General features: G+C 70.3%; 20 protein-coding genes and 1 pseudogene. 14 read left to right on the top strand and 7 right to left on the bottom strand.

Annotation, left to right across the window (positions count from 1 at the left end):
• Positions 1 to 9: 9 nt before the first annotated feature.
• Positions 10 to 1,065: a DEDDh family exonuclease gene (locus JW613_RS07930; RefSeq protein ID WP_209209960.1), complete on the bottom strand. Its 1,056-nt coding sequence runs from the start codon at positions 1,063 to 1,065 to the stop codon at positions 10 to 12.
• Between the two features lie 640 nt (positions 1,066 to 1,705).
• On the opposite strand from JW613_RS07930, the gene JW613_RS07935 reads away from it, so the two are divergent.
• The gene (locus JW613_RS07935) at positions 1,706 to 2,632 is read left to right on the top strand and encodes a sterol desaturase family protein (protein WP_209209961.1); all 927 of its coding nucleotides are present in this window, start codon (positions 1,706 to 1,708) and stop codon (positions 2,630 to 2,632) included.
• A gap of 147 nt (positions 2,633 to 2,779) precedes the next feature.
• Here JW613_RS07935 and JW613_RS07940 read toward each other — a convergent pair whose 3' ends face one another.
• Positions 2,780 to 4,318 carry a S8 family peptidase gene (locus JW613_RS07940; RefSeq protein ID WP_209209962.1) on the bottom strand — a complete coding sequence of 513 codons (1,539 nt, stop codon included), beginning with the start codon at positions 4,316 to 4,318 and terminating at the stop codon, positions 2,780 to 2,782.
• Positions 4,319 to 4,568: 250 nt separating this feature from the next.
• On the opposite strand from JW613_RS07940, the pseudogene JW613_RS35630 reads away from it, so the two are divergent.
• The 3 genes and pseudogenes from JW613_RS35630 to moaA all read left to right on the top strand — a co-directional run.
• Positions 4,569 to 4,904: pseudogene (locus JW613_RS35630) on the top strand (DUF485 domain-containing protein); the annotation flags it as partial.
• 98 nt (positions 4,905 to 5,002) lie between these two features.
• Positions 5,003 to 6,649, top strand: coding sequence for a monocarboxylic acid transporter (locus JW613_RS07950; protein ID WP_209209964.1), 1,647 nt, complete (start codon positions 5,003 to 5,005; stop codon positions 6,647 to 6,649).
• A gap of 193 nt (positions 6,650 to 6,842) precedes the next feature.
• Positions 6,843 to 7,832: a GTP 3',8-cyclase MoaA gene (gene moaA, locus JW613_RS07955; protein WP_209209965.1), complete on the top strand. Its 990-nt coding sequence runs from the start codon at positions 6,843 to 6,845 to the stop codon at positions 7,830 to 7,832.
• A 20-nt stretch (positions 7,833 to 7,852) separates the two neighbouring features.
• Here moaA and JW613_RS07960 read toward each other — a convergent pair whose 3' ends face one another.
• The 3 genes from JW613_RS07960 to tyrS all read right to left on the bottom strand — a co-directional run bounded on the left by JW613_RS07960 (position 7,853) and on the right by tyrS (position 10,327).
• The gene (locus tag JW613_RS07960) at positions 7,853 to 8,098 is read right to left on the bottom strand and encodes a hypothetical protein (RefSeq protein WP_099879341.1); all 246 of its coding nucleotides are present in this window, start codon (positions 8,096 to 8,098) and stop codon (positions 7,853 to 7,855) included.
• Positions 8,099 to 8,290: 192 nt separating this feature from the next.
• A complete protein-coding gene (locus JW613_RS35635) occupies positions 8,291 to 8,689 on the bottom strand; it encodes a DUF3099 domain-containing protein (RefSeq protein ID WP_245225226.1) in 399 nt (132 codons plus the stop codon).
• Positions 8,690 to 8,908: 219 nt separating this feature from the next.
• Entirely contained in the window at positions 8,909 to 10,327 is a 1,419-nt protein-coding gene (gene tyrS, locus JW613_RS07970; RefSeq protein WP_209209966.1) for a tyrosine--tRNA ligase, read from the bottom strand.
• 234 nt (positions 10,328 to 10,561) lie between these two features.
• On the opposite strand from tyrS, the gene fabG reads away from it, so the two are divergent.
• Positions 10,562 to 11,266, top strand: coding sequence for a 3-oxoacyl-[acyl-carrier-protein] reductase (gene fabG / locus JW613_RS07975; protein ID WP_209209967.1), 705 nt, complete (start codon positions 10,562 to 10,564; stop codon positions 11,264 to 11,266).
• 2 nt (positions 11,267 to 11,268) lie between these two features.
• The gene (gene fabI, locus JW613_RS07980) at positions 11,269 to 12,039 is read left to right on the top strand and encodes an enoyl-ACP reductase FabI (RefSeq protein WP_099879332.1); all 771 of its coding nucleotides are present in this window, start codon (positions 11,269 to 11,271) and stop codon (positions 12,037 to 12,039) included.
• A gap of 41 nt (positions 12,040 to 12,080) precedes the next feature.
• Here fabI and JW613_RS07985 read toward each other — a convergent pair whose 3' ends face one another.
• Positions 12,081 to 12,776 carry a FadR/GntR family transcriptional regulator gene (locus tag JW613_RS07985; protein ID WP_209209968.1) on the bottom strand — a complete coding sequence of 232 codons (696 nt, stop codon included), beginning with the start codon at positions 12,774 to 12,776 and terminating at the stop codon, positions 12,081 to 12,083.
• A gap of 29 nt (positions 12,777 to 12,805) precedes the next feature.
• Between JW613_RS07985 and JW613_RS07990 the strand changes: the two genes are divergently transcribed.
• The 4 genes from JW613_RS07990 (at position 12,806) to JW613_RS08000 (ending at position 15,480) form a co-directional block, all read left to right on the top strand.
• Positions 12,806 to 14,203, top strand: coding sequence for a CynX/NimT family MFS transporter (locus JW613_RS07990; RefSeq protein ID WP_372447923.1), 1,398 nt, complete (start codon positions 12,806 to 12,808; stop codon positions 14,201 to 14,203).
• Positions 14,204 to 14,220: 17 nt separating this feature from the next.
• Positions 14,221 to 14,337, top strand: coding sequence for an SGM_5486 family transporter-associated protein (locus JW613_RS36295; RefSeq protein ID WP_280635113.1), 117 nt, complete (start codon positions 14,221 to 14,223; stop codon positions 14,335 to 14,337).
• Between the two features lie 305 nt (positions 14,338 to 14,642).
• The gene (locus JW613_RS07995) at positions 14,643 to 14,837 is read left to right on the top strand and encodes a hypothetical protein (RefSeq protein WP_245225230.1); all 195 of its coding nucleotides are present in this window, start codon (positions 14,643 to 14,645) and stop codon (positions 14,835 to 14,837) included.
• 127 nt (positions 14,838 to 14,964) lie between these two features.
• Positions 14,965 to 15,480 (top strand): SixA phosphatase family protein, encoded by a 516-nt coding sequence (locus JW613_RS08000; RefSeq protein WP_099879324.1) that lies wholly within the window; start codon positions 14,965 to 14,967, stop codon positions 15,478 to 15,480.
• Between the two features lie 22 nt (positions 15,481 to 15,502).
• On the opposite strand, the gene serB is transcribed toward JW613_RS08000, so the two are convergent.
• Positions 15,503 to 16,741: a phosphoserine phosphatase SerB gene (gene serB / locus JW613_RS08005; protein WP_209209971.1), complete on the bottom strand. Its 1,239-nt coding sequence runs from the start codon at positions 16,739 to 16,741 to the stop codon at positions 15,503 to 15,505.
• Positions 16,742 to 17,094: 353 nt separating this feature from the next.
• On the opposite strand from serB, the gene JW613_RS08010 reads away from it, so the two are divergent.
• The 4 genes from JW613_RS08010 (at position 17,095) to JW613_RS08025 (ending at position 22,243) form a co-directional block, all read left to right on the top strand.
• Positions 17,095 to 19,839, top strand: a complete 2,745-nt coding sequence (locus JW613_RS08010) for an FHA domain-containing protein (RefSeq protein WP_209209972.1) — start codon at positions 17,095 to 17,097, stop codon at positions 19,837 to 19,839.
• 160 nt (positions 19,840 to 19,999) lie between these two features.
• A complete protein-coding gene (locus JW613_RS08015) occupies positions 20,000 to 21,169 on the top strand; it encodes a GAF domain-containing sensor histidine kinase (RefSeq protein ID WP_209209973.1) in 1,170 nt (389 codons plus the stop codon).
• Positions 21,162 to 21,800 (top strand): response regulator, encoded by a 639-nt coding sequence (locus tag JW613_RS08020; protein ID WP_209209974.1) that lies wholly within the window; start codon positions 21,162 to 21,164, stop codon positions 21,798 to 21,800. Before JW613_RS08015 ends, JW613_RS08020 begins: the two co-directional genes overlap by 8 nt.
• A 200-nt stretch (positions 21,801 to 22,000) precedes the next feature.
• A complete protein-coding gene (locus JW613_RS08025) occupies positions 22,001 to 22,243 on the top strand; it encodes a chaplin (protein ID WP_209209975.1) in 243 nt (80 codons plus the stop codon).
• Positions 22,244 to 22,253: the final 10 nt, after the last annotated feature.

Below are 22,253 nucleotides of genomic sequence, written 5' to 3' on the forward strand. Positions count from 1 at the left end.
CCGCGCCCTTCAGTTCTCCGGCGCGGGGGCCACATCCTGGAGGAGCTGGGTGAAGGCTGCCTCGTCGACGACGGGTGTGCCGTAGGTGCGGGCCTTGACCACCTTGGAGGTGGGGGAGTCCGGGTCGTTGGTGACCAGGAGGCTGGTGAGTCGCGAGACGCTGGTCGCGATGTGCAGCCCCGCCTCGATGGCGCGGTCCTCCAGCAGCTCCCGGTCGACAGAGGTGTCGCCGGAGATGGCCACTCGCATCCCCTGCACCAGCCGTCCCTCCGGTTCGTACCGCCCAGGGTTGGGATACGGGCAGGCGGGCCGTTTGCGCGAGGGGCGCCAGGTGCCGTAGCCGCCGCCGTAGGAGCGGTAGCCGGATCCGGTGCTCGCTCCGCCTCCGGCACGGCGCGACACCACCGCGTCCGACCACTCGGTGAGCGGCTGGCAGGCGAGCAGCGGCAGCCGCACCTGGTGCCGCGCCGCCAGCCGGAGGCTGGGGCGGAAGGCCTCGGCCAGCACCCGCGCGTCGTCCAGCGCGTGGTGCGCCCGCTGCTGGACCACGCCGTAGTGCGCGGCGAGGGACTCCAGCTTGTGGTTGGGCAGCGGCAGGGACAGTTCCTTGGACAGCGCGATGGTGCACAGCCGCTGGCGCACCGGCGCCTCGCGCTTCGCCCGGGCGTACTCCCGCGCGATCATCGACCAGTCGAAGATGGCGTTGTGCGCGACCAGGACCCGGCCCTCCAGCCGGGTGGCGAACTCGTCGGCGATCTCCGCGAAGAGCGGCGCGTCGGCCAGGGCCTCGGCCGTCAGCCCGTGGATCCAGGTGGGTCCGGGATCGCGCTGCGGATTGACGGGTGTGTACCAGTGGTCCTCGACCTCGCCGCGTGCGTCCAGCCGGTAGACGGCCGCGGACACTATCCGGTCGTCCCGCGCGAGGCCCGTGGTCTCCACGTCCACCACCGCATAGCCGTCCGGGTACCCGGCGGGCCAGCTGAGGGGTGCCGGGGCGTCGGCGGCGGGTTGCGCGGGGATGCGCGTGGACGTCCCGTCCGTGCGTGCCGTCTGGTCTTCGAGCATGGTCACAGAGAATACGGGGCGGTACTGACAGCGCTTCACGGCGCGCCTGCTCCCGGGCTCATGCCGGACGCGTCGGGCATGGCCGAAAGGTGGGAGCGGGACGGTGACCTCAAACCCCTTCGGTCGGGGGCGAATCGGACATGACGATCAAGTCGTCGCCCAGGCCCGCACCGGGAGCGGTCCCGGCCGGGTTCGCCCAGGGCGGGACCGATGGCCGAGAACCGCACGGCGCGCATCGCCTCCGGGGCGCGCGCCCCGCGCAATCCGGCAGTGTGCGCCTCGGGCCTGCGCCGCCCGGCCGCACCGGGAGGAACACCCGTTCCACCGTGCCCTGTTCACCCGTACTCGCGACGAGGGACGGCGGGAGAGACCGTCCCCGCGGTATCCGGGATCGTCCCAGGGCCGGGAACGACCGTGTGCGGCTTCGCAGTTGACGCCGACGCCGCCCCCGCCGGGAGGACGGGCCCGGGCCGGCCCTCCCGGGGAAACCCCCACCCCGCCTGCGCCCGGTCAGGCGGGGGCGTCGCCTCCGATCGAGGCGCGTCCGGCCTCTTTCGACGGCGCGGCGGTGGGGCCGAAAGCTCATACCAACCGGTAACAACCTCTGGCGCGGCTCCGCCGACGGCCTTACCTTGCTGACATGCCGTCCAGCTTGCCTGATGTCGTCCTCTGGTCCATCCCCGCCTTCGTACTGCTCACCGTCATCGAGATGGTGAGCTACCGCCTGCACCCGGACGAGGACTCCGCCGGGTACGCGGCGAAGGATGCCGCCACCAGCATCACCATGGGGCTCGGCAGCCTGGTGTTCGACGCGCTGTGGAAGATCCCGATCGTCGCCGTCTACGCGGCGATCTACGAACTCACCCCGCTGCGGGTGCCGATCCTCTGGTGGACCCTGCCCCTGATGCTGCTCGCGCAGGACTTCTTCTACTACTGGTCGCACCGTGGCCATCACGTGATCCGCATCCTGTGGGCCTGTCATGTGGTGCACCACTCCAGCAGGAAGTTCAACTTCACCACCGCGCTGCGCCAGCCGTGGACGACCTGGACCGTATGGCCGTTCTATGTGCCGTTGATCGCCTGCGGCGTCCATCCGGCGGCCCTCGCGTTCTGCTCCTCCACGAACCTCGTCTACCAGTTCTGGATCCACACCGAGCGGATCGGGAAGCTGCCCCGGCCCATCGAGTTCGTCTTCAACACGCCCTCGCACCATCGGGTGCACCACGCGTCCCAGGGCAGCTATCTGGACCGCAACTTCGGCGGCATCCTCATCGTCTGGGACCGGCTGTTCGGCTCGTTCGTACCGGAGACCGACGCCTGTGTCTTCGGGCTGACGAAGAACATCGACACCTACAACCCGCTGCGTGTGGCCACCCACGAGTACGCGGCCATCGCCCGCGACCTCCGCGCGGCACACAGCTGGCGGGAGCGCGCCGGGCGGATCTTCCGCGGCCCGGGATGGCAGCCCACGGCGCACCGGACCAGCCGGGGCGCCGTCCCGGCACAGCCGACGGTCCCGGCACAGTCCTCGGCACAGCCTGCCGCCGAACTCGCCACCGACCGGTAGCCGGAGCCCGCAGCCTGCGGGGCGTCTCAGCAGGAACGCCTGCTCGGCCGGGGCCACAACAGCAGGGGCCGGACCGCTGTACGCGGTCCGGCCCCGCTCAGCGACTGCCCCGGCTGCCGTGACAGCAGCGGGCGGTCGGTGCGGTCGTCACTTCGTGACGGCCGCCAGCGCGTCCACGATCCCATGACCGTAGAAGCTGTTGTTCCCCTTCACACCGGTGCAGTTCGCGGCGTAGGTGCCGCGGTTGCCCGGGTCGTACTTCTCCGGGCACGGCAGGGTCTGCGCCTGTGCCTTCAGCATCCAGGAGATCTCCTGGGCACTGGCCTTGGGGTGGTTGCTCTTGATGAGCGCCGCCACGCCCGCGACCTGCGGTCCGGCCATCGAGGTGCCCTGGAGGTAGGCGTAGTCGCCGTTCGGCATGGTGGACAGCACGCCACCGTCCTTGGCGGGCTCCTCCGGGGTCTGGAACGCGCGGTCACCGCCGGGCGCCGTGACGTCGATCTCGTACCGGCCGTAGTTGGAGTAGTAGGACTTGAGGTTCTCCGGGCCGGTCGACGAGACGGAGGTGGCGCCGTTGAGCATCGTGGGCACGTCCGGGCAGGTGGCCGGGTTGATGGTGCGCTTCACCGGAGTGGTGTCGTTCGGGCTCGTGTCGTCCACGATCTCGGCTGCCGCGAGGTCGTGCGAGGAGTTGCCGGCCGAGCTGACGGTGGTGACGCCCTTGCCCTGCGCGTACCTGATGGCCCGCTGCACCGACTCGGCGATGGCCTTCTGGTCGGCCTGGTTGTCGCAGTTGTAGAGCCACGGGTCGACGTAGTAGCTGTTGTTGGTCACCTCGATGCCGTGGTCGGCCGCGAAGACCATCGCGCACACGACGGCCTCGCTGTAGAACAGCGACGTCTCGGGCTCGCTGACCTTCAGGGAGGCGACCTTCACGCCGGGCGCGGTGCCGGCGATGCCGACGCCGTTGCGGGGCGCCGCGATGATGCCCGCCACGTGGGTGCCGTGGTAGTCCTCGTCCGCGTTGTACGGACGCCAGGCGCCGGGCGTGGTGTCGGCCTTGCCGCCGACGCAGTTCGCGGACTGCTTCGCGGAGAAGTTGGGCTTCAGGTCCGGGTGGGTGTCGTCCACCCCGGTGTCGATGACGCCGACGGTGACCTTCTTGCTGCCCTGGTCGATCTTGGCCGCCTTGTCGGCCTTGATGGCCCGCTTGTCCCACTGCAGGGACTCCAGCGGCTCCTGGTCGTTGGCCTGCGCCTTGGCCAGGGTCGACTTCGCCTTGGGCTCCTTGACGAAGTGCGGCTTGCCCACCTCGGTGGTGGTCGCGGCCTTGAGCGGCGCGGTGCGGGTGGCACCCGCCGAGTCGACGCCGTCGACCGCGCGCAGCGCCTCGCCGAACCCCGGGTTGCTGGAGTGCGCGACGATGACGCCTATCTTCTTGTACGTGGCGACGACCTTGCCGTCAGCCTCGCGTATCTCCCTCTTGACACGTTTGACGGTACCGCCGTCGGTTTCGGTGTTGACGATGTAGCTCAGCTTCTCGCCGGCCTTCGCCTTGGGCGCCGCGGCACCGTCGGAGTCCTGCGCGTTCGCGGCAGCCGCGCCCGCCAGGCCGAGGGAGGCGGTCAGTACCAGTCCCAACGGCACCGCGAGCGCGCGCCGCCGTCTGGATGGTCGCAAATCCATGGGGTCTCCATGTCGTCTGAAGTTGTCCACCGACGACGGAAGTTATCCCTGAGAGCCAGGTAACTGCAATGGATTGATGGAGAAAGTCCGAAGGCTGTGCACAACCGTGATCGGTCATATCACTTTCAACTACCGACCCCCTGTTGTGGGACCCGCACACGATCTACGATGCGCGCACCGTGCGCCCATTGAGATATGGGTCACATCTATAGCCCCCCATCACGTTCCTCACGTTTCGTCTGGAGTCACTGTGGACACCGCCCCAGAGCACGCGAGTCCCGGCCCGCCGGGCCCCCGGGACTACACGGACGTGCAGCACAGCGCCGAGTTCGGGGATCTGCGGCGCAGTTACCGCTCGTTCGTCTTCCCGCTCACCGTCGGGTTCATCATCTGGTACCTGCTGTACGTCCTGCTCTCCAACTACGCGGGCGACTTCATGGGCACCAAAGTCGTCGGCAACATCAACGTCGCCTTCGTCTTCGGCCTCGCACAGTTCCTGACGACCTTTCTGATCGCCTGGTGGTACTCGCGGTTCGCCGCCGCCAAGCTCGACCCCAAGGCGGAGGCGCTCAAGACGCGGCTGGAGGCCGAGAACCTCCAGCGGGCGGCCGGAGGGGGGATCGGCCACCAGGCCGACCCCGTCGACAAGGACAAGGGCGAGCTCGCCGGTCAGGAGGACGACGCATGAGTCCCACCCACCAGTTCGCCGCACCCCTCACCCAGCTGGCGGCCGAGGGCGCGAGCGAGCACCGCCCGCTGATCATCACCCTTTTCTCCATCTTTGTGGTAGCCACCCTCGGCGTCACCGTCTGGGCCGGCCGCACGACCAAGGGCGCCAACGACTTCTACGCGGGCGGCCGGCAGTTCAGCGGCTTCCAGAACGGCCTGGCCATCTCCGGCGACTACATGTCGGCCGCGTCCTTCCTCGGCATCGCCGGTGCCATCGCGCTGTCCGGATACGACGGATTCCTGTACTCCATCGGCTTCCTCGTCGCCTGGCTGGTGGCCCTGCTGCTGGTGGCCGAGCCACTGCGCAACTCCGGCCGCTACACCATGGGCGACGTGCTGGCCTACCGGATGCGGCAGCGCCCGGTGCGGACCGCGGCCGGCGTCTCCACCATCGTCGTATCGATCTTCTACCTGCTCGCCCAGATGGTCGGCGCGGGCGCACTCGTCGCCCTGCTGCTGGGCATCACGGGTGAGGCCGGCAAGAACCTGATCGTCGTCTTCGTCGGCATCGTCATGATCCTCTACGTGACGATCGGCGGTATGAAGGGCACCACCTGGGTCCAGATGATCAAGGCGTGCCTGCTCATCGGCGGCACGGTCATCATCACCGTGCTGGTGTTCCACAAGTTCAACTACAACCTCTCCTCGCTGCTCGGCGCCGCCGCCGAGAACAGCGGGAAGGGGGCGTCGTTCCTGGAACCCGGACTCAAGTACGGCATCTCGACGACCTCGAAGATCGACTTCATCTCCCTCGGCATCGCCCTCGTCCTGGGCACCGCCGGGCTGCCGCACATCCTCATCCGCTTCTACACCGTGCCCACCGCCAAGGCGGCCCGGAAGTCGGTGAACTGGGCCATCGGCATCATCGGCGTCTTCTATCTGATGACCATCGCGCTCGGCTTCGGCGCCGCCGCGCTGCTCAGCCCGAAGACGATCACCGACTCCAACGCGGCGGGCAACACCGCGGCCCCCCTGCTCGCCCAGGAGATCGGCGGCGGCGCCGACTCGACCGGCGGCGCGGTGCTGCTGGCGATGATCTCCGCTGTCGCCTTCGCCACCATCCTCGCCGTGGTCGCCGGACTGACCCTCGCCTCTTCCTCCTCCTTCGCGCACGACCTGTACGCCAACGTCATCCGCAAGGGCAAAGCCACCGAGAAGGAAGAAGTCAAGGCCGCCCGGGTCTCGGCCGTCATCATCGGAGGTGTGGCCATCGGCCTGGGCATCTTCGCCGGCAAGCTCAACGTCGCGGGACTGGTCGCACTGGCCTTCGCCGTGGCCGCCTCCGCGAATCTGCCCACCCTCCTCTACAGCCTGTTCTGGAAGCGCTTCACCACCACCGGCGCCCTGTGGTCCATCTACGGCGGACTGTTCTCCTCCGTGTTCCTGGTCTTCTTCTCGCCGGTCGTCACCGGCAAGGAGACCTCGATGTTCCCGGACGTCGACTTCGCCTGGTTCCCCCTGCAGAACCCCGGCCTCATCTCCATCCCCCTCGGCTTCTTCCTCGGCTGGCTCGGCTCCCTCCTGTCCAAGGACGAGGGCGCCGGCGGCGCCAAGTACGCCGAACTCGAGGTCCGCTCCATGACCGGAGTGGGCGCCCACTGAGCCGCCCGGGTGCGGCCCCCGACCTCCGGGGACCGCACCCTGTGGGCAGGACGGCTCCCGGGGAGGACCGCGTATGCGGCCCTCCCCGGCGGTCGCCCCTCTCAGGTGCGAGGACGCAACAATCGGCGCTGTCGGATGTCACAGACGTGACCTACGCTGCGAAGCAGATCACGCACCTGGGAGGGCCGTCAGCATGCTGCTCGACACCTACGGACGGGTCGCCACCGACCTGCGCGTCTCGCTGACCGACCGCTGCAATCTGCGCTGCACCTACTGCATGCCGGAGGAAGGGCTGCAGTGGCTGGCCAAGCCACAGCTGCTGACGGACGACGAGATCGTGCGGCTGGTCCGGATCGCCACCACGGACCTGGGCGTCACCGAGGTCCGCTTCACCGGCGGCGAGCCCCTGCTGCGCCCCGGACTGACGAGCATCGTCGCGCGCTGCGCCGAGCTGGAGCCCCGTCCCAAAATGTCGCTGACCACCAACGGCATCGGCCTGGAGCGCACCGCGGTGGCGCTGCGCGAGGCGGGCCTGGACCGGGTGAACGTCTCACTGGACACCCTCGACCCGGAGACGTTCCAGCGCATGACGCGCCGCAAGCGCCACACCGACGTGCTGCGCGGACTGGCCGCGGCGCGGGAGGCGGGGCTGGCCCCCGTGAAGGTGAACGCGGTGCTGATGCCCGGCCTCAACGACCAGGAGGCCCCCGAGCTGCTCGCCTGGGCGCTGCGGGAGGACTACGAGCTGCGATTCATCGAGCAGATGCCGCTCGACGCCCAGCACGGCTGGCAGCGCGAGGGCATGATCACCGCGGGCGACATCCTCGCCTCGCTGCGCACCCGCTTCACCCTCACCCCCGAGGGCCAGGAGGAGCGCGGCTCGGCCCCCGCCGAGCGCTGGCTGGTGGACGGCGGCCCGCAGCGGGTCGGCGTCATCGCCTCGGTCACCCGGCCGTTCTGCCGCGCCTGCGACCGCACCCGGCTGACGGCCGACGGGCAGGTGCGCACCTGTCTGTTCGCCACGGAGGAGTCCGATCTGCGTGGCGCGCTGCGCGGCGGGGCGTCCGACGCCCAGATCGCGGCGCTGTGGCGCAAGGCGATGTGGGGCAAGAAGGCGGGCGCCGGGATCGACGACCCCTCGTTCGTCCAGCCCCAGCGCCCGATGTCAGCGATCGGCGGCTGACCCTGCCGCCGCCGGCCGACTCAGTCGCCGTTGGCCGACTCCCACTCGGCCAACGGCACGGTGTCCTTCAGAAAGCCGCGCATGCCGAGGAACGTCGACAGATGTTCGCGGTGCTCCTCGCACGCCAGCCACGTCTTGCGGCGCTCAGGGGTGTGCAGCTTCGGATTGTTCCAGGCAAGCACCCACACGGCCGGCTCGCGGCAGCCCTTGGCGGAGCAGATCGGGGTGTCGGGCCCCTCGTCGGAGGGGGAGGCGGAAGGGATCACGCCGCCATCCTCCCTCACGCTCCGGACATTAAGCGACGCCGGGCAGCCACGGGGGGAGCCGCCCGGCGTCGGTCCATCGCTCCGACGGGGGATGCGGAGCGCACATGAAGTATGGCATGCGGGAGCGGCCGCAGTGCACCGGAACCGCAGGATTGATCTGAGGTTTTCTTGAGCTTTGTGCGAAGAACCAGATCAACTGCGGTCACTCGCCGCCTCGTTCGAGGCCGACTGAGCCGCTTCCGTGGCGGTTTCGCCCCCCGCTTCGGCGGATTCGTCCTCCGCCTTGGTCACCCGTGAAGCCTCCAACGCCTCACCAGGAGGAGGGGGCGGGACCGCCGGCGGAGCCGAAGGAGCGTTCTCCCGGCCCGCGTTGGCGATCACCACCGCGACGTACGGCAGGACCAGGCCCAGCACCAGCGTCCCCACCGCCAGCGGACGCTCGACGTTCCACAACACCACGGTGAGTACGACGGCGACCGTGCGGACCAGCATGGAGATCACATAGCGACGCTGTCTCCCACGCACGTCCTCCTGCAGACCCTGACGGGCCCCGGTGATCCGGAAAACCTCCGGCTGGTGCTGCTTGCGCATCACATTCCACCACCTGCTCACCTGCCGTTCCCCGCGACGGGGCACGGAGATCCGGACCTTTTCCACGGTACGCCTCGGAGGTGTCCGCCACGAGACCGGGACGCCGGGCGGACCGGCTCGGCCGCGCTGCGTACAACGGCGGCCCGGCGGGTCCGGCAGACTGCGTACCCCGACCGGAGGGCCGGGGTACGGCCTGGCCGGCCGACCCGCCGCGCACCGTCACAGACCGCGGATCTCGGCGACCTTGCGGCCCGCCTTCAGATACACCGCGTCGGCCGCGCCGCCTCCCTGCGCGGCAACCGCCTCCCGGGCGACCTCGGCCAGCGGGCGCAGCGCCTCCGCCTCGGAGAGCACGACCTTCTGCTGCTCCTCACCGCCCCTCTCGACGATCAGCCGCAGCCCGCTCTGCTTCGCGATCCGGCGGGCCGCCGACGCGCTCGGGGTGAATTCCAGGACCTTCGTCAGTACCGCGGCGACACCCTCTTCGCCGTGCTCGGCCACCTCCACGAAGGGCAGCGTCTCCACGTCGGAGAACGACTTCTTGGAGAACTGCGCCACGAAGTGGGCGCGGGCCGCCATCGCGGCGGGCACGCCGTGCAGGGCCGCGACGACCTCGCCCGCCAGGACCTTCTTCAGATCCATGGGGTGCAGCGAACCCGCCTCGATCCGGGTCGTCGCCTGGTCGATCTCGGTGTCCGTCCACTCGGTCCAGGCCCGCAGGTAGGGAACCATCAGCCGGTCCGGGATCGACATGATCTTGCCGAACACCTCGTCGGGCGCGCTGTTCAGGCCGACGTAGTTGCCCTTGGACTTGGACATCTTCGCGCCCGAGCCGTCGGTGCCCTCGACCAGCGGCATGGTGACCACGAGCTGCGGCTGCTGCCCGTGCGCCTCCATCACCCGGCGGCCCATCTGCAGGTTGAGCAGCTGGTCGACACCGCCCAGCTCCACATCGCAGGCCAGCTCGACCGAGTCGAGGGCCTGGGCGACGGGGTAGAGCAGCTCGGACATCGTCAGGCCCGAGCCCTCCGAGAGCCGGTTGCGGAAGTCCTCCCGCTGGAGCAGCGAGGAGACCGGCACCTGCGCCAGCAGCCCCAGCAGCTTCGGCAGGGTGTAGGGGGCGAGCCAGTCGCTGTTGCGCGCGAACCGCACCTTCTCGAAGTCGAAGAAGGGCCGCACCTGTTCCTGGTAGCCCGACAGGTTCCGGGCGATGTCCTCGTCGGTCAGCGGTGGGCGCTCGGCCGTACGGCCGGAGGGGTCGCCGATCTTGGCGGTGAAATCGCCGATGATCAGCGTGACGTCGTGGCCCATCCGCTGGAACCGGCTGAGCACGATCACCGGAACCGCGTGCCCCAGGTGCACATCCGCCGCCGTCGGGTCGATACCCAGCTTGATGTGCAGCCCCTTGCCCTGGGCCGCGCGCTCCTCGATCCGCTCGGCGAGCTTTTCCACCGACGGCAGCAGCTCGACCGAGCGGGCACCGATCAGCTCCGCCTGCTCCTTGGCCGGCAGATCGCTCAGGTCCAGATAGCGCCGCGTCCCGGTCTCCGCGAGCAGCCGCTCGACATTGGTGTCGGAGGAGAGGTCCTGGGCCAGCAGCTCACTGGCGCGCTGTACGGAGTCGCCGAGGCGTGTCACGTCACTGTCCTGGTGTGGTGGTTGCTCAACACGGTCACGGGAAGTCTATGCGCCCCCACCGACACCGACGCCCACGGCGGTTCGCCCCCCGCGCCCGGGACGGCGTTTCTGTAGGGACCCCACAGGAGGCCGTAGATGCCCCTGTCCGTGCCCGAGTGCCCGCGACCTGGCCGCGCCGGATAGGTTCTCTTTGCGACAGACCGCGACAGCAGAAGCAGAAAGGGTGGTCACACAGTGAGCCGCTCAGTGCTCGTGACCGGAGGGAACCGCGGCATCGGCCTGGCCATCGCCCGTGCCTTCGCCGAGGCAGGCGACAAGGTCGCCGTCACCTACCGCTCCGGAGAGCCGCCCGAGGGCTTCCTCGGCGTCAAGTGCGACATCACCGAGCCGGAGCAGGTGGAGCAGGCGTACAAGGAGATCGAGGAGAAGCAGGGCGCGGTCGAGGTGCTCGTCGCCAACGCGGGCATCACCCGCGACCAGCTGCTGCTGCGGATGTCCGAGGACGACTTCGCCTCGGTCGTCGACACCAACCTCACCGGCACCTACCGGGTGGTCAAGCGCGCTTCCCGCGCCATGCTGCGGGCCCGTAAGGGCCGCATCGTGCTGATCTCCTCGGTCGTCGGCCTGATGGGCCAGGCCGGCCAGGCCAACTACGCGGCGTCCAAGGCGGGACTGGTGGGCTTCGCCCGCTCGATCTCCCGCGAGCTGGGCTCCCGCAACATCACCTGCAACGTCGTCGCGCCCGGCTTCGTCGACACCGACATGACCCGCGCGCTCACCGACGAGCAGCGCGAGGAGATCGTCAAGCAGGTGCCGCTGGGCCGCTACGCCACGCCGGAGGAGGTCGCCTCCTCGGTCCGCTTCCTGGCGTCCGACGAGGCCGCGTACATCACCGGAGCCGTCATTCCCGTGGACGGCGGATTGGGCATGGGTCACTGAACATGAGCGGAATCCTCGCTGGAAAGCGGATTCTTGTCACCGGCGTCATCACCGACGGGTCGATCGCCTTCCACGCGGCGAAGGTCGCACAGGAGCAGGGGGCCGAGGTCATCCTCACCGGCTACGGCCGGCTCTCCCTGGTGGAGCGGATCGCCAAGCGGCTGCCCGAGGCCGTGCCCGTCATCGAGCTGGACGTCAGCAACCAGGAGCACCTGGACGGGCTTGCCGACAAGATCCGCGAGCACTGGGGCGCGGACGCGCGGGTGGACGGCATCGTGCACTCGATCGCCTTCGGTCCGCAGGGCGCCTTCGACTTCCTCGGCGGCACCTGGGAGGACGTCAGCACCGCCGTGCAGGTCTCGGCGTACTCGCTCAAGTCGCTCACCATGGCCTGCCTGCCGCTGATGCACGAGGGCAGCTCCGTCGTCGGCCTCACCTTCGACGCGCAGATCGCCTGGCCGAAGTACGACTGGATGGGCGTGGCCAAGGCCGCCCTGGAGTCCACCAGCCGTTACCTGGCGCGCGACCTGGGGCCGAAGGGTATCCGCTGCAATCTCGTCTCGGCCGGGCCCATCAAGTCGATGGCCGCCAAGTCCATCCCGGGCTTCGAGGAACTGGCCGACGTGTGGAACCACCGCGCTCCGATCGGCTGGGAGCTGACCGATCCGGACCCGGCCGGCCGCGGCGTCGTCGCCCTGCTGTCGGACTTCTTCCCCAGGACCACGGGCGAGATCGTCCATGTGGACGGCGGCGTCCACATGATGGGGGCCTGAGCCCGCTCGACCTTCGAGGGGAGACCTGGGCCGCCGGACGGCTACAGGCAGCCCCATTCCGCCGTGTGCGACGCCGCCTCCTTGGAGGCGGCGTCCGCGTCTTGCGCCCGGATGGCCTCCAGCAGCCGGGCGTGATCCATGTAGTCCTCCTGGCGCAGCTCCTCGCCGACGTCCTGCCGGAGGTAGGCCCGCAGCACTTCGGCGAGGTCGGCGTAGACCGCCGTCAGTACCTCGTTGTGCGAGGCGGAGACCACGCCCATGTGCAGGCTCCGGTCGGCGTCGATGAAGGGCTCGACCTCCCCCGAGTACCACGCCGCCTCCCGGCGGGCCAGCAGCCCGTCGAGCTGCCGCAGATCCGCGTCCGTACGCCGGCGTGCCGCCAGCCTGGCACCCGCCGTCTCCAGCGCCGACCGCAGCTCGGCGACGTGCCCCAGGTCGGCCCCGGCGAATCTGCGGTGCATCACTCCGGCCAGCTCACTGGTCGCCACCACATAGGTGCCCGAGCCCTGCCTGATGTCCAGCAGTCCGTTGTGCGCCAGGGCGCGCACCGCCTCCCGCACCGTGTTCCGGGCCACCCCTAGCTGCTCGACCAGCTCCGGCTCGGTCGGGATACGGCTGCCGACCGGCCACTGGCCCGAGGTGATCTGCTGCCGCAGCGTCGCGATCACCTGAGCGGCCAACGGCGCGCGCCGGGGAGCGGAGAGCGGGGGCGGAGTAATGGATTGGCCGGTATTCATCCCATGATTCTATGATGGGCCGCATGGCAATGGCAGACGACGACAGCAGGAACTCCGCAACCACCACCGAACTGGGGACCCGCACCGCCCCCGGGCGCCCCTCCGCCACCCCGGCGGTGCCTCCCCCTCCCGGTGCCGCGGCCCCCGCGGGACCCTGCTGGCTGCTCGGCCTCGTCGCCGTGGGAATGGTGATCGCCGCGCTCAATCTGCGCCCCGCCATATCCGGCCTCGGCCCGCTGCTGGAGGAGGTCCGTCGCGGGCTGCACATGAACGGCACCGTCGCCGGTCTGCTGACCTCCGTGCCCTCGCTCTGCTTCGCCGTCTTCGGCGGCCTCGCCCCCCGGTTGGCCCGCCGTCGCGGCGCGGCCTTCGTCGTGCTGGGCGGCATGGTGGCCATCGCCCTCGGGCTCGCGCTGCGGCCGCTGGCGGGCGGCACCGCCACCTTCCTGGCCGCCACCATGCTCGCTCTCGCCGGGATCGCGGTGAGCAACGTGCTGATGCCCGTGGTGGTCAAGCACTGGTTCCCCGACCGGGTCGGGTCCATGACCGGGCTCTACTCGATGGCGCTCGCCCTGGGCACGGCCGGTGCCGCCGCCGTCACCGTACCGATGACCGACGCGCTCGGCGGCAGCTGGCGCGTGGGACTGGGTGTCTGGGCGGTGCTGGCCGCTGTCGCCGTCGTCCCATGGGCCGTGATCTCCCGGAACCGCTCGGCGCGCGCCCCTGAGCCGCAGGCCGCCCAGGAGGCCGTCCCCGAGCAGACCGCCGAGGGCGAGGCCGCCACCGAGGCCCGCGCCACACGGCGCACACCGGCGGGCTCCACGGCCGGTACGGGCGCGGCACCGGGGCTGCGGATCACCAAGTCGCCCACCGCGTGGGCCCTCGGTGTCTTCTTCGGCCTCCAGGCGTCCGCCGCCTACATCACCATGGGCTGGCTGCCGCAGATCTTCCGCGACGCCGGGGTCTCCGCCTCGGCCGCCGGTGTGATGCTCGCGGTGACGATGGGCATGGGCGTCCCGCTCTCCTTCGTCCTGCCGAAGCTGGCCGCCCGGATGCGGCACCAGGGCCCGCTGGTGCTCGCGCTCGGCGTCTGCGGTCTGGCCGGTTACGCGGGCCTGTGGTTCGCCCCCGCCGCCGGTGCCTGGATATGGGCCCTGGTGCTGGGCGTCTCCAACTGCGCCTTCCCGCTGGCCCTCACCATGATCGGTATGCGGTCGCGGTCCAACGCCGGCGTCGTCAAGCTCTCCGCGTTCGCACAGAGCACCGGCTATCTGATCTCCATCCCCGGGCCGCTGCTCGTCGGCTCGCTGCACGATCTCAGCGGCGGCTGGCACCTGCCGCTCCTGCTGATGACCGCGCTGATGCTCGCCCAGATGGCGACGGGGCTGCTGGCGGGCAGGGACCGGGTCATCGAGGAGGGACGCTGAGTGCGACACTGGCTCACATGCCAGTGCTCGAACCCGATCCCCCGGAACCGCAGAAGAAGCTCCTGTTGATCTTCGGCGCGATGATGGCCGTCACCGTTGTCATCGGTGTGATCGCCAGCATCGCCGCCGGCTGATCCCGCCCTCCACCCCCACCCCGGCGCCGGTTGCCGCTCTGCCCGGGCTGCCCGACCCCCGGCCGCCCGGGGGTGGGGCTGGCACCACCATCCCCTAGGGGGTTGGCTTCAGGGGTAACTGGGTGGGTCACCGGATGGGACCGGGCCTCCCTCCTCCGTACCGTCGAGAAGTACAAGAAGGACCAGCACCACCCACGGAACCGGAGGCGAGCCCCATGACGGCCCCCGCGCACCTCACATCGGACCGGAGCAGGAACCGCCCGGCCCCGGGCGCCACGCGGTCGGACGCCACACGGTCGGAGTCCGTGCCGTCGGATGGCAGGCGGTCGGACGCCGCGCAGACACGGCTGCCCTGGTGGGCACTCCTGCTGCCGGTGCTCGGCTTCGTCCTGCTGCTCATCCTCCTGGTGGGCGGGGGACAGGCGGACGCCGCCCAGCGCGCCGCCGACAGTCCGCTGCTGTCCCTCCTCGCCCATCTGTGGGGTTCCTTGGTGGGCTGATCCGTTCGGGTGACCCGGTGGCCGCCCCGGCGACCGGGTGAGCGGCGGGTCACCGTCCGTCACCCGTGGGGGACCGACCGTTCAACACCCCGCGCCTGTCAGCGCGTTTCATGCGAAGCTGGGACACATGAGCGTCGATGTGCCCCGCAGTATCGTCCTTCTCCGGCACGCCAAGGCGGACTGGCCCCAGGTGGCGGATCACGAGCGGCCCCTCGCCGAGCGAGGCCGCCTGGACGCCCCCGCGGCGGGCGAATGGCTCGCCGGCCAGGGCATCACCCCGCAACTCACCCTCTGCTCGACAGCCACCCGTACCCGCGAGACGTGGAAGCTGGTCGTCTCGCACCTACCCCAGCGCCCCAAGACGGTGTACGAGGAGCGTCTCTACGAGGCGCCCCCCGGCCAGATCATCGAGGTCATCAACGAAGTCGCCGACGAAGTGCGGGACTTGCTGATCATCGGCCACAATCCCGGGATGCAGTCCGTCGCCGACGTGCTCGCCGGCGCCGCCGACCAGCAGGCACAGGAGCGGATGGCCCGCGGCTTCCCCACGGCGGCGGTCGCCATCCTGCGGTACACCGGTTCCTGGAAGTCGGTGGAGCCGGGCAGCGCGGAGCTGACCCACTTCTGGTCACCGCACGAATGACGGCGAGGTGGGGCGGGGCGGGCTACGCGACCCTGTCCACCTCGGGGCCGTCCGCGGCCTCGACCTCCTCGCGGGTGATGCCCAGCAGATAGAGCACCGTGTCCAGGAACGGCACGTTCACCGCCGTGTGGGCGGCCTCGCGCACCAGGGGCTTGGCGTTGAAGGCGACGCCGAGCCCCGCGGTGTTGAGCATGTCCAGGTCGTTGGCGCCGTCACCGATGGCGACGGTCTGCGCCAGCGGCACCCCGGCCTCGTCCGCGAACCGGCGCAGCAGCCGGGCCTTGCCCGCGCGGTCGACGATCTCCCCGGTGACCCGCCCCGTCAGCTTCCCGTCGACGATCTCCAGCGTGTTGGCCGAGGCGAAGTCCAGCCCCAGCTCCTCCTGCAGCGCGTCCGTCACCTGGGTGAAGCCGCCGGAGACGACCCCCACCTGGAAGCCGAGCCGCTTGAGCGTACGGATCAAGGTGCGCGCCCCCGGGGTGAGCCGCACTTCGTCGCGCACCTTGTCGACGACCGACGCGTCGAGCCCCGCCAGGAGTTCGACCCGCGCGTGCAGCGACTGCTCGAAGTCCAGTTCGCCGCGCATCGCCCGCGCCGTCACCTCGGCGACCTGCGCCTCGCAGCCGGCGTGGGCCGCGAACAGCTCGATCACCTCGTCCTGGATGAGGGTGGAGTCCACATCCATCACGACCAGCCGCTGCGCCCGCCGCTGCAGTCCGGAGGCGACGACGGCCACATCGACGCCGTACTTGGCGGCCTCCAGCGCCAGGGAGGTGCGCAGCAGCGCCGTCTCCGTGCCCGAGACGTCGAACTCGACGGCGAGCACCGGGTATTTGGCGAGCCGGAAGATGCGGTCGATGTTGCCGCCCGTGGAGGTGATGCTGGCCGCTATGGCGGCGGTCGACTCCGCGGTGAGCGGGTGGCCCAGCACGGTGACGTGTGAACGGCCGGTGCCGCGGGGCCGGTTGTCGCCGGTACCGGAGATGATCTCGGCGGTCAGACTCATCGACTCGGCCCAGCTGTGCACCGTCGCGCGCAGCTCGCCCTCCGAGCCGGTGCCGGTGCTGGGCGCGGTCACCAGGGCGCACAGGGTGATCCGGCCGCGGGTGACGAGCTGCTCGATGTCGACGACCTCGACGGCGAAGGCCGCGAGGGTGTCGAAGAGGCCGGCGGTGATGCCGGGCCGGTCCTTGCCGAAGATCTTGACCAGCAGGGTCGGAGTGTCGGCGTACGACGGGGGCTGGGCCACAGGTGTGCTCATGGTTCTCTCACAGTACCGCCGTCCGGCCCCGCTTCCCTGTCGGGGCCGACCGCGGCCCCGCTCCGGGGCCGCGCTCCGTGCCGCTCCTGCCCTCTTGTCCGTATCGGTCGGGTTCAGCAGCGATCGGTGACATCGGGGCGGACATCGGCGACATCGACGGCGGAGCCCATTCCCGTCCCATTCTTGTCCGGAATGCGCATGGGTTCTCCCACATTCCCTGGACGGATCGGTTACAGCCTGGTCCCTACTGCTGGCCCGGCTTCCTGTCGGGCGGCCGAGCCTGAAATAGTTCCTCACGATGTTCGCCATCCCTAGACTCCCTCTCTGCAGGGGGTACCTCGGGGGACAACTTTGTGGGGCATGGAGTGCCGGAACTCGTACTGGAATTGAACGGACAGACCTGGACGCTCGATCCGTCCAGGGCCTATTCCCTCGGCCGCGATCCGCAGGGGGACGTGGTGATCGAGGACGCCAGGGTCTCCTGGCGGCACGCCACGGTGCGCTGGGGAGGGCGCGCCTGGGTCATTGAGGACCACGGCAGCACCAACGGCACGTATGTGCAGGGGCGGCGGGTCCAGCAGCTGGAGCTCGCCCCCGGCATGAGTGTTCATCTGGGCAACGCCACCGACGGCCCGCGCCTCGGCTTCTCCGGCGGGGCCGGCGACGGTCAGGCGCCGGCCGGCGGGATGCACGGCGGGCAGACGGCGCCGCAGTACCAGCAGCAGGGTCAGCAACAGCCGCCGCACGGGCAGCCCCAGGCGGCGCAGGCCGCAGCCCAGCACGGCGGCCCGGCCCAGCAGCCGCAGGCCGGTGCCCAGGGCGGTCCCGGCTGGGGACAGCAGCAGCCCCAGCAGCCGCATCCCGGCTGGCAGCAGCAGGCTCCCCAGATGCAGCAGGCGCCGCAGCAGGTACCTCCGCAGCAGTACGCACAGCAGCCGCCCCAGCAGATGCCGCAGCAGCAGATGCAGCAGCCGCCCCAGCAGCATGTGCCGCCGCAGCAGCAGATGCCGCAGAGCGGTCCCGCCCAGCAGGGCATGGGCGGCCCGCACGGCATGGACGGTGGTGCCCCGCACGGTGCGGGCGACCGCAGCCCGACCACCTTCCACCAGCTGTCGCTCGGCCGGGTGATGCGCATCGGCCGTGCGCTGGAGAACGAGCTGGTCGTCTCCGACCTGCAGGTCTCCCGGCACCACGCCGAGTTCCGTGCCTCGCCCGACGGCCGCGCCGAGATCCGCGACCTCGGCAGCCACAACGGCACCTACGTCAACGGTCAGCCGATCCCCAAGTCCGGCACGGTGGCCATCACGACGCAGGACATCGTCGGCATCGGCCACTCCACCTTCCGGCTGGTCGGGGACCGGCTGGAGGAGTTCGTCGACACCGGCGACGTGTCCTTCTCGGCCCGCCACCTGACGGTGAAGGTCGACGGCGGCAAGGTCATCCTCAACAACGTCACCTTCGGCGTCCCCGAGAAGTCCCTGATAGGCGTGATCGGCCCGTCCGGCTCGGGCAAGTCCACGCTGCTGCGGGCGCTGACCGGATACCGTCCGGCCGACGTCGGCGAGGTCCTCTACGACAACCGGAACCTCTACAAGCAGTTCGCCGAGCTGCGGCAGCGCATCGGACTCGTCCCGCAGGACGACATCCTGCACAAGGAGCTGAAGGTCCGCACCGCGCTGCGCTACGCGGCCAAGCTCCGCTTCCCCGGCGACGTCGCGGAGGCCGAGCGCAACGCCCGGGTGGAGGAGGTGCTGGCCGAGCTCAAGCTCGACATCCACGCCGACAAGCGTGTCACCTCGCTCTCCGGCGGCCAGCGCAAGCGCGTCTCCGTCGCCCTGGAGCTGCTCACCAAGCCGTCGCTGATCTTCCTGGACGAGCCCACCTCGGGCCTCGACCCGGGCATGGACCGCGATGTCATGCAGCTGCTGCGCGGGATGGCCGACGACGGCCGCACCGTGCTGGTCGTCACCCACTCGGTGGCCGAGCTGGGACTGTGCGACAAGCTCCTGGTGATGGCGCCGGGCGGCGGTGTGGCCTACTTCGGCCCGCCCGAGGAGGCGCTGAACTTCTTCGGCTACGACTCGTGGGCGGATGTCTTCTCCGCCTTCGAGAACTACCGCGACTACGACTGGATGGGCCGCTGGCAGGGCTCCCAGCACTACCAGATGTACGCGGCCGACATCGACGCGCAGCACCCGCAGCAGGACCCGTACGCGGCCCAGCAGCAGGCGATGCAGCCCACCAGGCTGCAGAAGCCGCAGAGCTGGGGCAGCCAGCTGTGGACGCTGATCAGACGCTACACCTCGGTGATCGCCTCGGACCGCTCCTTCCTGGTGCTGTCCTTCGTTACCCCGCTGCTCCTCGGCCTGGTCAGCACCCTGATGCCGTCCGACTACGGGCTGACGGCGCCGCCGGGCAAGACCAACGGAGACGCCGGTCCCATTCTGCTGATCCTCGCCATCGGCGCCTGTTTCTCGGGTGCGGCCAACTCGGTCCGCGAGCTGATCAAGGAACGGGTCATCTACGAACGGGAACGGGCGACCGGGTTGTCCCGGTCGGCCTATCTGATGTCGAAGGTGATCGTTCTCGGCCTGGTCGCGGCCGTCCAGGGCGTGCTGATGTGCATCGTCGGCTTCTTCCCCCGCGACCTCCCCGAGGAGGGGCTGCTCACCTCCAACCCGGCCATCGAGATGACCCTGGTGGCCATCGCGCTCGGCGGCACCTCGATGATGTTCGGTCTGATCATCTCCTCGCTGGTGAAGACCTCCGAGAAGACGATGATCCTGCTGGTGCTCTTCGCCGTCGTGCAGGTCGTCTTCACCGGTGTCCTCTTCAAGCTGTTCGACAGCCCCGGTGTGGAGCAGTTCGCCTGGCTGATGCCGTCCCGGTGGGCGATGGCGGCGCTCGGCGCGACCGTCGAGCTCGGCCGGCTGATGCCCCAGGACAAGAAGGACCCGACCAACACCGATCCGCTGTGGGACCACTCGCTGGACCAGTGGATGATGGACGTCGGCATCCTGGTGGCGATGGGCGCCCTGTGCTACTTCGTCATCATCCGGCTGCTGCGCCGCCACGAGCCGGAGATCATGCGCAAGTGAGCGCCTGACCGCCTGACGCACATCCGAAGGGGCTCCCTCGAACGGGGGAGCCCCTTCGGCGTCGCCGGCACTACGCCACCGGACCTAGGACCAGCGGCCCGGCCCGCCCCTGGCCCCGGCCCGATCCCGCCGCCCCGCCCGCGCGAGTACGGTGACCAGCATGGTCCCTCGCTCAGGGCTCGCCGCGGTCAGCGCGGCGCTGCTCGCCATGAACCGCCGGCTGGAGGTACGCGACGTCCTCCAGACGATCGTCGCCTCCGCCCGCGATCTGCTCGACGCCGAGTACGCGGCGCTCGGCGTGCCCGACGATCAGGGCGGCTTCGCCCAGTTCGTGGTGGCCGGGGTCAGCGAGGAGGAGTGGAAGGCCATCGGCCCGCTGCCGCGCCAGCACGGCATCCTCGCCGCGATGCTGCACGAGGCCACCCCGCAGCGCCTCGCCGACGTCCGCAAGGATCCCCGCTTCGGCGGCTGGCCCTCGGCGCACCCCATGATGTCCGACTTCCTCGGTATGCCCATCGCCGACGGCGAGCAGGTGCTCGGCGCCCTCTTCCTCGCCAACAAACGCTGCGGCCCCACCCCGCGCGAGCAGCGCCGCCCCGCCTCCAGCGAGCGGGGCTGCGCCTTCACCGAGGACGACGAGGAGCTGCTGCGGCTGCTCGCCCAGCACGCCGCCATCGCGCTCACCAACGCACGTCTGTACGAGCGCAGCCGTGAGCTGACCATCGCCGAGGAACGCACCCGCATCGGCCACGAACTGCACGACGCGGTGGCCCAGAAACTGTTCTCGCTGCGGCTGACGGCCCAGGCGGCCACGGCCCTCGTCGACCGCGACCCGGCCCGCGCCAAGGCCGAACTGCACGAGGTGGCACGGCTGTCCGGCGAGGCCGCGGACGAACTGCGGGCCGCCGTCATCGAGATGCGGCCGGCCGCCCTCGACGAGGACGGCCTCGTCGCCACGCTGCGTACCCAGGCCCAGGTGCTCGACCGCGCCCACAGCGCCCAGGTGGAATTCGAGTGCGAGGGCGTGCGCGCGCTGCCGGCGGCCCAGGAGGAGGCCCTGCTGCGGGTCGCACAGGAGGCACTGCACAACGCCCTGCGGCACGCGGACGCCTCGAATGTCCGTGTCGCCCTCACCCGCCGCGGCTCGTCCGTCGTCCTCGGCGTCACCGACGACGGCGCGGGTTTCGACCCGGGCGCCGTGCGCTCGGCGGGCCGGCACCTCGGGCTCGTCTCGATGCGGGACCGTGCCTCCGGCGTCGGTGGCACCCTGACCGTCCAGTCGGAGCCCGGCAAGGGCACAGTTGTCGAAATGGAGGTGCCCGGTGGCTGACCCGATCCGTGTGCTGCTCGTCGACGACCACCAGGTCGTACGGCGCGGGCTGCGCACCTTTTTGGAGGTGCAGGACGACATCGAGGTCGTCGGAGAGGCCTCGGACGGCTCCGAGGGCGTGGCCCACGCCGAGCAGCTGCGGCCCGATGTCGTCCTGATGGACGTCAAGATGCCCGGGACCGACGGCGTGGAGGCGCTGCGCACGCTGCGCGCCCAGGGCAATCCGGCGCGGGTGCTGATCGTCACCAGCTTCACCGAACAGCGCACCGTCGTCCCGGCCCTGCGCGCCGGTGCCGCGGGATACGTCTACAAGGACGTCGATCCCGAGGCCCTGGCCGGAGCCATCCGCTCCGTGCACGCGGGCCATGTACTGCTGCAGCCCGAGGTCGCCGGGGCGCTGCTCAGCGACGACCAGAGCGGTGGCGCGGGGCGTGGCCCCGCGCTGACCGAGCGGGAGCGCGAGGTGCTGGGGCTGATAGCCGACGGCCGCTCCAACCGCGAGATCGCCCGCGCGCTCGTGCTGTCGGAGAAGACGGTCAAGACCCATGTCTCCAACATCTTGATGAAGCTCGATCTGGCCGACCGCACCCAGGCGGCCCTGTGGGCGGTCCGCCACGGGGTGACGGGGTGACGGGGTGACGGGGTGACGGCGGCGGGGGAGTGACGACGGAGGAGGAATCGGTCAGCTGTTCACGTCCAGGCGGGTGATTCATACCGTCGTGTGGTCGTCATCTTTTCTGCGCACCCTTCCGGTGGCCGCTCCGTTCTCCATGGCGTGCCCGCGGCGGTCGGCCGCGGCACGGTTCAGCAGATCCACAGGGAGAACACCCCATGAACACTGCCAAGAAGGCCGCCCTCGTCATCGCCGCAGCCGGTGTCGCCGCCGGTGCCTCCACCGGTTCCGCGTTCGCCCACAACGCCGACGCGCAGGGCAAGGCCGTCAACTCGCCCGGCGTCGGCTCGGGCAACCTGGTGCAGGCCCCGGTGCACGTCCCGGTCAACGTCACCGGCAACTCGGTGAACGTCGTCGGCGTCCTCAACCCCGCCTTCGGCAACCACACGCACAACAACTGACCCACGGGGC

The sequence above is a fragment of the Streptomyces smyrnaeus genome (assembly GCF_017676345.1).
GTDB classification, from domain to species: domain Bacteria; phylum Actinomycetota; class Actinomycetes; order Streptomycetales; family Streptomycetaceae; genus Streptomyces; species Streptomyces smyrnaeus.